This is a genomic window from Actinomycetota bacterium, from assembly GCA_005888325.1.
In the GTDB taxonomy this organism is placed as follows: domain Bacteria; phylum Actinomycetota; class Acidimicrobiia; order Acidimicrobiales; family AC-14; genus AC-14.
This window is the reverse complement of the sequence record VAWU01000046.1, coordinates 1-10355: the sequence shown is the minus strand read 5'-3', so window position 1 is coordinate 10355 and position 10355 is coordinate 1. Positions and strand designations below refer to the sequence as shown.

The following is a 10355-nucleotide window of genomic DNA, read 5'->3' as shown; positions in this document are numbered from 1 at the left end:
CGACGAGGGCAGTGGCGTCGTCGAAAGGCGCATCAAGCTCCTCACAAGCGTTCTCGCACCCACGACCGTCCTCACCGCGCTGTTGTTTTATTACGGGTATGTCGCGACGACGGCGGAGTACGGCTACTTCGGGATTAACCTGAGCTCCCTGCGGCTGTCGAACCAAGATTTTATTCTGCGGAGCGCAGCAGCGCTTTTTCTCCCTGTCGGTGCGCTTCTCTTTGCGGCCCTGCTGGGGCTTTGGGGTCACATGGCCGCCTTACGACTGATCGCGTCTGGCAGACGTCTTCGCCAAATCCGGATCGCGTCCATCTGCCTGGCCGCGGCGGGCGTCGCCTCAGTTGGGCGCGGAATAATCGGAGTTTTGGTCCCAGCGGTTTCCCGATCCGAGCCGATGGCTTCCAGCGCACTGTGCCTCGGGCTTGGCGTCGCAGCGACCGCCTACGGGCGATACGTCTGGCAGGCAATCGCGGTGCCAGCTTCAAAGGACTCGGCAAACTCCGTGCTGGAACAAGCAAGCGTGGCAATTGTTCTGGGCATCCTGGTTCTGAGCTTGTTTTGGGCCACTAACAGTTTCGCAGCTGCCTACGGTCGCGGGTCGGCCGTTGTGGCAGCAGAGCACCTGCGAGATCGCCCCGCCGTGGTGCTGGACACGACGGAGCAGCTATTTGTGCGCTACCCGGGAGTCCACGAGTTCTCACTTCCCGCGAGTCCGGGTCAGCGATTTCTGTACCGATACCGGGGTTTCCGGTTGCTGATCGAGGCGAGTGGACGGATGTTCTTACTGCCAGAGCAGTGGCGAAAGGGTAGCGGAGCCATTCTCGTCGTTCGGAACGACGAGAATGTGCGGCTGCAGTTGTATCGCTGAACGTCGCAACCTAGGAGACGGTCCCGATGCCATCAGCAGTCGACACCCGACGGGCGCGGTGAGTCCGAGCATTGTCGTTTCGCTCCGCCTTCAACCCGAGACGTGTCACCGGTGGCGTGAGTGATTCCGCGCGGCATGGTCTCACCGCTCCATCGATTCACCGTCACGGCGACAACGTCCTGGTGGTGCTAGCACCCGAGCAGCCCGACAGGACGGGTTGGCCCGAGTAACTCGCCACGGCGCAGGTGTCCTTGCTGAAGGAGCTGGCCGAACTGGACATCAAAGACTTCGCGGAAGACGGGAAGACGATTCGGCGGCTCCTTGACCGACAGTGAGGCCTCCGAACACGACCCGCACGCCGAGCAGTTCGACAAGTTGTCGAGGGCGATCACCCGGTCGCCTCCCGCGGGCAGCGCCTCGGGCTCGTTTGCCTAGCGCGGGCAGGTTGTCGTCCCGTCAACGCACGCGGATCAATCCGGATGTGTTACCACCAAACGAATACGCGGTGTCTCCCGTCAGATGGACGCGAGGAAAGCGTCGCGTTGATCGGCTCGCGCTCGAGCCGCCTCGGCGATCGTCTCGTCGAGGATGTCGTCGAGCCGTCGCAGGGCTCCAACCGGTCAGACGCTGGAGCTTGGTGGTGTCGGGCACCCGCCGCCGCATGTCCTCGAAGCCGCGCTCGTAGGCCTGCTCGTAGGGAATCCGCTGGATGCCGGCCGGGGTCGGGGTCCTGCGGAGGATGCCAGCTCGTTGATCGAGATCTCCTCCTGCGATCCCACGTTGAAGACCTCGCCCACCGCGTCGGGATGATCCATGACCCGCAGAATCGCGTCGACAACATCGGCCACGTGACAAAAACACCGGGTCTGGTGGCCGTCGCCGAAGACCGTGAGGGGCTCGCCCCGCAGCGCCTGGTGCACCAGTCGGGGGACCACCATGCCGCCGACCGCGCGCTGGCGGGGACCCACGGTGTTGCGCACGCTGCTGCGCAGTCGGGGACCGTTCCGGCGATTGCTGGCCGGGGTCGGCCTCTACGGCCTCGGCAACTTCTCGGCCACGCTGTTGATCTTGCGAGCCACCCAGCTCTTGCATGACCACGGCCGCACCAACCCCGATGCCGCCGCGGTCGCGGTGCTGCTCTACGCCGCCACAACGCAGCCAACGCGGTCGCCGCCTACCCCGCCGGGGCTGCAGCTGATCGGATCGGGCGACGACCGGTCCTCGTTGCCGGCGTCGCACTCTTCGGCGTGGCATGCGTCGCCTTTGCGCTCGGCTCCGCCAGCGTCTTGGTGCTCGCCGTCTTGTTCGTCGCGGTCGGAGCCTCGACCGCGCTGGTTGAGACCGGCGAAGGCGCGCACGCCGCCGAACTGCTGGACCCGGCCATCCGAGGGCGAGGTTTCGGACTGCTCGGTCTTGTCGACGGCGTCGGCGACCTCGTCTCCAGCGTCGTCGTCGGCGTGCTGTTCACCGTCACCAACCCAGAGTGGGCCTTCGTCTACGCGGCGGTGCTGTCGGCCGCCGGCACCGCGGTCCTATCGGCCGGCGCACGCCGTCGAGGACTCGTAGCGTCGTGATGGAGCAGTTGGCGACCTCGACGTCCCGGTAGACCTAGGGTCCCGTCCGAAGCGCCCAGACGACTGCCGCTCCCGTGATTCGCCGGGTTCGCCCGTCGCGGAATGGAGACCGCCAATGAACAAGGCCGAAGTAGTAAATACCATCGCCCAACGGACGGGGCAGTCGGCCGCCACCGTGAGCGAGGTACTCGCCGCGTTCGAGGGGGTCATCGTCGAAGCCGTCGCCGGGGGCGACAAGGTGCAGCTGCCCGGGTTCTTGAGCTTCGACCGGACAGAGCGGAAGGCCCGCACCGGCCACAATCCGGGTACCGGCGCGGAGATCCAGATCCCCGCCGCGACCGTGCCGCGTGTGAAGGCGGGCAAGTCGTACGAGATCCACGGCGGCGGCCGTCCACTTGACCTTGCCCGTGGCCCGGTCGCGACCCTCGTACACGTTCTCGGCCGAGGCGGATGCCTTCCACTCCGTGCGCATGTCGAGCAGGTGCACGAAGAAGTCGTTGGTCAACGTCTCGGGCTTGTCGGTGAGGACACCATGTTGCGACTGCCGGAAGTTGGCGTTCAGGGCACGCATGCCACCGACGAGCACCGTCATCTCGGGAGCGGTCAGCGTCAGGAAGTTGGCCCGCTCCACAAGCAGCGTCTCCCGGTCACGACTGGAGGTGGCTCCATCGCACATGATCACCGACGAGTTCGCTCGCGCATCCCAGTTCGATGCTCACCGCGTGGGCTTGGTCGAGATGCCGGGCGGCAGGTATCTGGCGCGACGGCCTAACTCCGCTGCTCGTCTTCCTCCATGTCGCGCACGAGATGCGGACCGCTGCGCGCGACGCTTGCCAACACAGCGGCCTGCAGGCCGGTCGCCACCTCGCGCGCTCGGGTTATCAGGTTGAACTCGTACCCCTTCTCGCCCACGTCGTCGCCCATGTGACCGACGACTTCCCAGAGCACGCGAGTGATGCCTTCGGCCTCGTCGAGTGTCAGGTGAACCGGGAAGTCTTCACCCTCGATTGACACACGCAGCCGCTCCTTCACCGCCTCGGACAGCCGCGTGTGCGTCGGTCTAGCGTCACCAGCGGCGCCTCCCTTCGCTCCTCGTCCAGGGCGACCTCCGCTCGGCCGTTTGCAGGCTGGGCGCAGCTGCCCGGCGCGGATAGGTCTAGGGCGCGAGGTGGCCTCACGAAAGGCCCGTGCTCGGTCCGCGCGGCACTGAGCGGCTACTTCTCGCTGCGCCCCTCCTTGTCCAGGCGCCGCAAAACACCGTAAAGACGTTCAACTGCCGCAAGGAGCGCAGCGAATGACGAGGGCTCTAAGCCGCCGGCGCTGGTTAGTTCCCGGAACGCCGCACGGTAGCCCCGATCCGCATCGCTCAGTTCTCGCAGCTTGACGCGCCGGAACTCTTGCTTCTGTCGGTCGTCCACAACCCTCACGCTAGGCGAGGGCTACCGCCGCTGGCTCTTGCGAAGAAGAGCACCGAATGCACCCGTTACGCGCTCGGGTCGCCCGGCGCAACGTCGCCCCCGGTGACGGACAGCTCGTGCACGGTGATGCGGAGCTAAGGGTCCAGCCCCCCGGGGGCGACGGGTGAAAGGCTACTGCTCAGCCTCGGAGAACGCCTCAGCGACTTCTCCTCAGGCGCAGCACGAGCCCTTGCGTGCATCGCGAAATTCGCCCGCCGCGAAGCCACTACCCTTGAGGCGGTGGATCTTCTCGAAACGACGACCTTCGAGCATTGCGGCACCCTGGTGAGTGTGGTTGCCCTTGAACCCGGGCCGATCAACCGGCTGCGCTGCCCGGTCTGCGGCTTGGTGCGTTGGCGTCGCGACCCCGCGGACCAGTCGGGCGACGAAGCATTGATCAATCCGATCCAGCTCCTCCCGAGGTCCGACCACGGCATCTAGCGCATAGGTGCAGCCCTTCCCAGGTCGAGGGGGTCTCGTCGACGACGCGCAGACTGGGCGGAGACGCTCGAGGGCCGCCCCCGGTGACGGACAGCTCGTGCATGTCCTGTGCAGAGCTCGGGGCACGCCCCCGGGGCGACGGTGTAACGGTACTCCCGGGGCGTCTATGGAAGCTCGACCGCCTCCACGAGCTCGCGCAGACCCCGCCCTTGTCATCGCGCCCGTCGCGCCGCAGACTCAAGTTGTCGAGGGTCCCGCCACCCTCGACGACACGGCGACCGCGTTTTCCAACCCGTCGCCCGCACTGGCGAGGACACCCAACCCCGTTCTCGCCAGGTGCGGGTCGGGGTTTGACCGCCGCGCGGTCGCGAATAGCCCCCGCCCGCTCTTCCCAGCGGGCGGGCGGCGCCTGGGGTGGTTGCTTTCGCCGGCTCTCAGCGCGTCACCATCGCTGCTGGTGAGCTGGTCCTCGCTGCCGTTAGCACCGCGGTGGCTGCGCGTATCGTCGCTCTCGGCAGGCGGCATCGCGCATCCATGCCGGCCGCAGGCCCATGACAATCGACGTAGGGCCCAGCGGCAGCATCAGCGCCGAGGTCGTGGGAGCTCGAGCAGCTCTCTGACGGTCGTCGTCGACACTCTCCCGCGCCCGAATGCGGTTCCGGCACCCATAGGGTAGAAGGTGACCTCGGCGTGGCTGCGCGGTCATGCCTGTCGGAGTTCGCGACCGGCTATGCAGCGGGGGTCGGGTACGGCAGGGACGGGTCAGGGCAGCACCGGCCCAGCACGCGTGGAGTCGGCGCATCGGGTAGCGGCCTATCCTGGGGTGTCTACGGGGGGTAGCGGAGGATGTCCTTCAAGGTTGGAGACGCTGTCGTGTATCCCCACCACGGCGTGGCTGTCATCGAAGGACGTGAGCAGCGCCGCGCCTTCGGTGAGAACCGGCACTATCTCGTCCTGCACGTCACCCATGACGACCTGACCCTCCTGGTCCCCGTCGACGGCATTGACCAGGTGGGCGTGCGGGAGATCATCGGCGCGGAGGAGGCCACGGACGTGTTGGCCACCTTGGCCAAGCGAGACGCCCACGTTCCCCTGAACTGGTCGCGGCGCTTCAAGAACCACATGGCCAAACTCAAGTCGGGCGACATCTACCAGGTGGCTGAAGTGGTGCGGAACCTCACTTGTCGGGGCCAGCAACGACCGCTGTCCGCAGGGGAGAAGCGGATGCTCGGCACCGCTCGACGCACTCTCGTGGCGGAGCTGAGCATCGCCATGCGCATCAGCGACAAGGAGACCGATCAGCAGATCGACGCGATCCTGGCACGCTCGACCGTACCGCTCGTCGCAACCTCTCCCGAGCCCTCGCGACCGAGCACCTGACACGTGCTCGAGGATCCGTTCGGTCAACGCCGAGGCAGACGGCGCCGTTGTCGCGCTCATTCGGCTGCACGCGCGTTCGTCGAGGGTTGGCAGGTTTGGGCGGGTTAGAGTGTGTTCGCGCGCTCGGCCATACCACGCAGGTCGCCCGCCGCGCCGGTCCCCTCTTCGGACGCCCGCACACTCGATGGCGTGGAGGCAGAGGAGCTACGAGAAAGATGGCAGTGGGCACGGTCAAGTGGTTCAACGCGACCAAGGGCTTCGGTTTCATCACGCCCGACGGCGGCGGCGAGGATCTCTTCGTTCACCAGTCCGAAATCCAGATGCAGGGCTATCGCGAGCTGGCCGAGGGACAACGAGTCGAGGTCAACGTAAAACAAGGCCCGAAGGGCCAGCAAGCGAGCGGTGTGCGCGCCGTCTGACGCGCACACTCGCCGGGTTGGGGCGGATCCCGCCCCGTCATGCCAGCCGTGCTCGCAAAGCTCAGCAGGTGGCGCCCCTGTCGCGGTCAAAGGGAGCTGGACATGACCGACCCGCCCGAGCGTGATCAACACGCTCTCGACCTTCGCAGCGCCGCCGGCTCGTTGGCGCGGGTTGCCAACGATCTTGGGTACGGGCGCAGGGCTCACGCCATGGAAGCCATCAACTTCGCTCGGCGCCGTGCGCCGGAGTCACAACGGACGCAGCTGCGATCCTCGGAGCTGGCCGGTCGCGACGCTCTGGCGGACAAGGTGCGGGCTGTCGGCCGCGACCACGGGAAGCTGGCGCGCCGTCTGGCCACGGTGGAGCACCTCCGCACACGATTGCTGGCGCCATAGCCGTGGGCTCGCGGGGCGCCTGGGGGTCGCAGGGGCGGGACGAGGACCTCGTGCACCTCTACCTGCGCGACCTGGGCAGGCACCCGCTGTTGAGCAAGGACCAAGAGGCGGACCTCGCCCGCACGATCGAGACAGGCGTGGCGGCGAGAGGGCCGGCTTCAGCGCCCCGACCGCAACCTCACCAGTGTTGAGCGCCGAGACCTGGAGCGGGAGGTACGTCGCGGCGACGACGCGACCACCGCCTTCGTGCAGGCGAACCTCCGTCTCGTGGTCGCCATCGCCAAGCGTTACCAGCTCTCCGGACTCCCCCTGCTCGACTTGGTTCAGGAAGGCAACCTGGGTCTCATCCATGCGGTGGAGAAGTTCGACTGGCGCAGGGGTTTCAAGTTCTCCACCTATGCGACCTGGTGGATCCGTCAGACCATTACGCGCGGCATCGCCAACACGGGCCGCACGATCCGGCTGCCGATGCACGTAGGCGATCTCGCCATGCGGGTTCCTCACGCCCGAAACGATCTCCAACGGCGTCTGGGTCGCCCCGCCACCCGCGCCGAGTTAGCCGCAGAGCTCGGGGTGTCCGAGCGGCGCCTCCTCGAGGCACTTCGCTGCGCCCTGGAACCTCGCTCGCTCTCCGAGCCACTCGGGACGGACGGCGACGCAGAGGTAGGCGATAGGGTCGAGGACGGTTCGGCGGTGTCACCATTCGAACTCGCGGCCGCTGCCGTACTGCGGGACGATGTCAAGCGGCTTCTGGATCTCTTGGACGAGCGAGAGGGCAAGGTTCTGCGCCTGCGCTTCGGGCTCGACCAAGGTGATCCGCGCACACTCGAGGAGGTCGCCCGAGAATTCCATCTCTCACGCGAGCGGGTCCGCCAAATTGAGGCGAAGGCCCTGACGAAGCTGCGCGACCCTGACATCGCGAACAGATCGGTAAGAGAAATCCTTGACCGTTGATGATGCGCAGCCCCCGGAGTCCGGAAGCGAGAGGTTCTTCGTCGATCGCGTGACCAGATCGTCGATCGAAACAGGAGGGGGAAAACCAGGAGCACCCATGCCTACTGGGACGCGGGCTCGCCCCAGCGATGTGGGGACGAAGGCCACCCCTCCAGGGGCGACTGTCGCTGGGGGGCGAAGTCTGCAAAGAGTCGCCCGAGCACGGCCTTGAGGTCGTCGGCGCTCACAGGCTTGTCGAGGTACGCGTCCGCCCCTTGATCCAGAGCGCGCGCTTTGGTCGCGACGTCACGATGGAAGGAGCAGACAACGATCCGCAACCGCGAGAAACGGTCGCGGAGCGCGGCGATCGTTTCGAGACCCTCTTGGACCGGCATCTGGATCTCGAGGATGACGAGATCGACATCGTGGCGCTCAAGCAGCGCAAGGGCCGCGGCCTGACTGTCTGCCTCGCCGATCACCGTCGCCATCAGCCCGGGGCCCTCGAGCACCTGCCGCACGAGCCGGCGCCGCTCAGCCCGGGGATCGACCAGCACAACACGAAGGGTCCGAATGGCTTGGGCTTCGACCGTGCTCACGCGGCAGTCCTCGACGCTGTGGGGGGCGGGGATGGAGACCATTTCGAGTCCTCCGGCTCCGCGAGCACGGTCCGACAACAAGAAGCCTACGCCGCCAGAGCCGTCCCGACCTCGCGGGTGTAGCGTGAGGGTGGCCCTTGGAAGGGACGCCTCCTCGGCGGGCGACCGCCGCTCGACCGTCCTGTCGCCTCTTCTTGAGCGAAGAGAGGAGACGGGCATGGATGCGAAGACCGACCGGAGCGACATCAGGGTAGAGGACGAGTTCGCCCGCGACGACAAGGCCCTAAGACTGCGGGCGAGCGGGAAGTCTTTTGTCGCGGTCGCTAAGGCATTGGGCTACGGGCGGGCCCACCAAGCCAACGACGCCTTCAACCGCGCCCTCCGGCGCAAGCCCCTCGGAGAGCGGGAGAGCCTCCGTCGTGAAGAGCTGGCCCGCCTCGACACCATGGCCGAGGGCGTACGCGCCAGCCAGCAGCTCGGACCGGACGACGTCATCCGGCGACTCCGCACCGTGGAGCGGCTTCGGGTCATGCTGCTGGCGGAGTGACCGTCGCGGGGTGGGACCACCGAGGTCCCATGTTCCCCACATCAGGCCTCAACGCGAAGCTTGAGCGCCTGCGGGCGTTCGGACCGTCGGTGCTTGAAGAGGATGACGGAGCACTGCGCATGTGGTACTCGGGCCACGACGGGTCGACCGGTCGGGTCCTCGAGGCGATCCAGCAGCCCGGCCAGCCCTGGCGGCGCGTGGGCATCAGCATCGATGCCGGACTGGCGGGCGAGACCGACGCTTACGGTGTGGAATCGCCGTCGGTGGTGGCGACGCCGGGTGGCTATCTCATGGCCTACGCCGGCTCGGACGGCGCCGACACTCGCCTGCACATGGCCACCTCGCCCGATGGCCACCACTGGCAGGCCCACGGCACGTTCATGCAGCGCGGCGAGGAAGACGCGGTGGGCGCCAGCCACCCCTGTCTGTTGGTGACCGGTGAGCGCTGGTGGATCTTCTACTCGGGCTATGACGGGTCCGACAACGGACGGCGAGCCTCGATCCTCGCGGCGGTGTCCCCATCCGGCGCCTCCTGGGACCGGGTGGGGACCATCCTCGCGCCCGAGCCCGACGAGACCGCGGTGTCGGAGCCGTGGGTGGTGCACTCCCAGCGCCACTTCTACATGTTCTATGTCAGTGACGACGACGGAGAGCCGAGCATCCAGATGGCCGCCTCCGAAGACGGGGTGTCCTGGCAGCGCCGGGGCGTCACCCTGTCGCCCAGTGAGCATGGGATCGACAGCCTCGCCCTGAGAAGCCCGTGTGCGCTCAGGCTCCAGGACGGCACCCTGCGGCTGTGGTACGCGGGACGGCCCCGCGGTGACACCAAGGCCGCCTACCGGGTCTGCTGCGCTGACTTCACCAGAGGTGATGGGTGGTCGGCAGCTGGATGATCACCGGCGATGAGTGCCCTCCCGTCTAGTCGAACCTACGCCACGCCAGAGCGGCCCGCGCGCGATCGTGGACACGCCCAGAACTGGAGATCCGGTTATCTCGACGGTCGCGCCCGTCATCGCGACCAGCGATGACGTGGAGTACCGATTCGGCGATCCGCTCTTAGCAAAGCGTTGCAGCGAACGACGTGACAGAACGTCAGCCAGGGCCAGTTGGAGTCGAAAGGCTACAGATGGGCGCGGACGCCTGAGCGCAATGGCTATGTCGACCCGGTCCGCGAGTGCCGGTATCGGCGTTTCTCGAGCGCTCGAGACGGCTCGGGCCCCACCCAAGCCCGTTGCTCCGGTCGTAACCTGTCGTCGAACGTGCCGAGAGGAGCAAGGCGATGGACTACCCGCTGACATACTCCGTCGAGTATCCCGTGTTGGGTGTCAGAACTCGATCGTCATGCTGCGGCGAGTTCATATTCGTGGATGAGTCCGCCGAGGACGTCGTGACGGCGGAGGTTCTCCAGCGGCACCGCGGTCGCTGCGTCCGCGGGAGGATCATCGGGCGAGCGGAGACCGAGGCCGCGATGGGGTCGGCGCTGGTTGTAGTGCCCGACAAAGATCGCCAGTACTCGTTGGAGATGGCGACGGTCGACGACGAGCAGATGGTCGGGACACTCGCGGCGAACGGTGCCGACCCATCGCTCGGCGAACGCGTTGGCCACCGGCGTCCGCACGGGCGTGCGGATGATCCGCGCTCCGATTGAACGCCAGACGTCATCGAAGGCGCGGCTGAACTTGGTGTCGCGGTCGCGGATCAAGTGGCGGGGAACGGCACCGCGTTGTTCCATCGCGGTCACGAC

Annotated in this window: 13 protein-coding genes and 3 pseudogenes; 10 read left to right on the top strand and 6 right to left on the bottom strand. The window is 66.9% G+C overall.

All coding sequences use genetic code 11. The features are described 5' to 3' along the window. Window positions 1-82 precede the first annotated feature (82 nt). Window positions 83-868, top strand: coding sequence for a hypothetical protein (locus E6G06_15070; protein ID TML89105.1), 786 nt, complete (start codon window positions 83-85; stop codon window positions 866-868). A 620-nt stretch (window positions 869-1488) separates the two neighbouring features. Here the strand turns inward: E6G06_15070 and E6G06_15065 are convergent. Further along, window positions 1489-1836, bottom strand: coding sequence for an NAD-dependent epimerase/dehydratase family protein (locus E6G06_15065; protein TML89104.1), 348 nt, complete (start codon window positions 1834-1836; stop codon window positions 1489-1491). Window positions 1837-2070: 234 nt separating this feature from the next. Here E6G06_15065 and E6G06_15060 point away from each other — a divergent pair, with 234 nt between their 5' ends. After that, window positions 2071-2442, top strand: a complete 372-nt coding sequence (locus E6G06_15060; GenBank protein ID TML89103.1) for an MFS transporter — start codon at window positions 2071-2073, stop codon at window positions 2440-2442. A gap of 115 nt (window positions 2443-2557) precedes the next feature. Then, window positions 2558-2815, top strand: a pseudogene (locus tag E6G06_15055) (integration host factor). On the opposite strand, the pseudogene E6G06_15050 reads toward E6G06_15055, so the two are convergent. The 3 genes and pseudogenes from E6G06_15050 to E6G06_15040 form a co-directional block, all read right to left on the bottom strand. Next, a pseudogene (locus E6G06_15050) lies at window positions 2810-3085 on the bottom strand (catalase-peroxidase). The pseudogenes E6G06_15055 and E6G06_15050 overlap by 6 nt on opposite strands. 125 nt (window positions 3086-3210) lie before the next feature. Beyond that, on the bottom strand, window positions 3211-3474 hold the full coding sequence (locus E6G06_15045) for a hypothetical protein (protein ID TML89102.1): 264 nt from the start codon (window positions 3472-3474) through the stop codon (window positions 3211-3213). Window positions 3475-3656: 182 nt separating this feature from the next. Then, window positions 3657-3860 (bottom strand): hypothetical protein, encoded by a 204-nt coding sequence (locus E6G06_15040; protein TML89101.1) that lies wholly within the window; start codon window positions 3858-3860, stop codon window positions 3657-3659. A gap of 279 nt (window positions 3861-4139) precedes the next feature. Here E6G06_15040 and E6G06_15035 point away from each other — a divergent pair, with 279 nt between their 5' ends. The 5 genes and pseudogenes from E6G06_15035 (at window position 4140) to E6G06_15015 (ending at window position 7489) form a co-directional block, all read left to right on the top strand. Beyond that, window positions 4140-4340, top strand: coding sequence for a hypothetical protein (locus tag E6G06_15035; protein ID TML89100.1), 201 nt, complete (start codon window positions 4140-4142; stop codon window positions 4338-4340). Window positions 4341-5186: 846 nt separating this feature from the next. After that, window positions 5187-5720: a CarD family transcriptional regulator gene (locus tag E6G06_15030; protein TML89099.1), complete on the top strand. Its 534-nt coding sequence runs from the start codon at window positions 5187-5189 to the stop codon at window positions 5718-5720. Between the two features lie 215 nt (window positions 5721-5935). Continuing rightward, window positions 5936-6139, top strand: a complete 204-nt coding sequence (locus E6G06_15025; GenBank protein ID TML89098.1) for a cold-shock protein — start codon at window positions 5936-5938, stop codon at window positions 6137-6139. Window positions 6140-6241: 102 nt separating this feature from the next. Next, complete coding sequence (locus E6G06_15020) at window positions 6242-6535, top strand: hypothetical protein (protein TML89097.1); 294 nt, start codon at window positions 6242-6244, stop codon at window positions 6533-6535. A 2-nt stretch (window positions 6536-6537) separates the two neighbouring features. Further along, window positions 6538-7489, top strand: a pseudogene (locus E6G06_15015) (sigma-70 family RNA polymerase sigma factor). A 101-nt stretch (window positions 7490-7590) separates the two neighbouring features. On the opposite strand, the gene E6G06_15010 reads toward E6G06_15015, so the two are convergent. Further along, window positions 7591-8310 carry a response regulator gene (locus E6G06_15010; GenBank protein ID TML89096.1) on the bottom strand — a complete coding sequence of 240 codons (720 nt, stop codon included), beginning with the start codon at window positions 8308-8310 and terminating at the stop codon, window positions 7591-7593. On the opposite strand from E6G06_15010, the gene E6G06_15005 reads away from it, so the two are divergent. Further along, window positions 8282-8611, top strand: coding sequence for a hypothetical protein (locus tag E6G06_15005; GenBank protein ID TML89095.1), 330 nt, complete (start codon window positions 8282-8284; stop codon window positions 8609-8611). The two genes, E6G06_15010 and E6G06_15005, sit on opposite strands and share 29 nt — an antisense overlap. 29 nt (window positions 8612-8640) lie before the next feature. Then, window positions 8641-9504 (top strand): hypothetical protein, encoded by an 864-nt coding sequence (locus E6G06_15000; GenBank protein ID TML89094.1) that lies wholly within the window; start codon window positions 8641-8643, stop codon window positions 9502-9504. Window positions 9505-9950: 446 nt separating this feature from the next. On the opposite strand, the gene E6G06_14995 is transcribed toward E6G06_15000, so the two are convergent. Further along, the gene (locus E6G06_14995; GenBank protein ID TML89120.1) at window positions 9951-10343 is read right to left on the bottom strand and encodes a transposase; all 393 of its coding nucleotides are present in this window, start codon (window positions 10341-10343) and stop codon (window positions 9951-9953) included. Between the last annotated feature and the right edge of the window lie 12 nt (window positions 10344-10355).

Bases quoted from the DNA above. Each gene is read 5' to 3' on its own strand.
- E6G06_15005 (TML89095.1), top strand. From the start codon at position 8,282: ATGGATGCGAAGACCGACCGGAGCGACATCAGGGTAGAGGACGAGTTC.
- E6G06_15010 (TML89096.1), bottom strand. From the start codon at position 8,310: ATGTCGCTCCGGTCGGTCTTCGCATCCATGCCCGTCTCCTCTCTTCGC.
- E6G06_14995 (TML89120.1), bottom strand. From the start codon at position 10,343: ATGGAACAACGCGGTGCCGTTCCCCGCCACTTGATCCGCGACCGCGAC.
- E6G06_15000 (TML89094.1), top strand. From the start codon at position 8,641: ATGTTCCCCACATCAGGCCTCAACGCGAAGCTTGAGCGCCTGCGGGCG.
- E6G06_15025 (TML89098.1), top strand. From the start codon at position 5,936: ATGGCAGTGGGCACGGTCAAGTGGTTCAACGCGACCAAGGGCTTCGGT.
- E6G06_15030 (TML89099.1), top strand. From the start codon at position 5,187: ATGTCCTTCAAGGTTGGAGACGCTGTCGTGTATCCCCACCACGGCGTG.
- E6G06_15020 (TML89097.1), top strand. From the start codon at position 6,242: ATGACCGACCCGCCCGAGCGTGATCAACACGCTCTCGACCTTCGCAGC.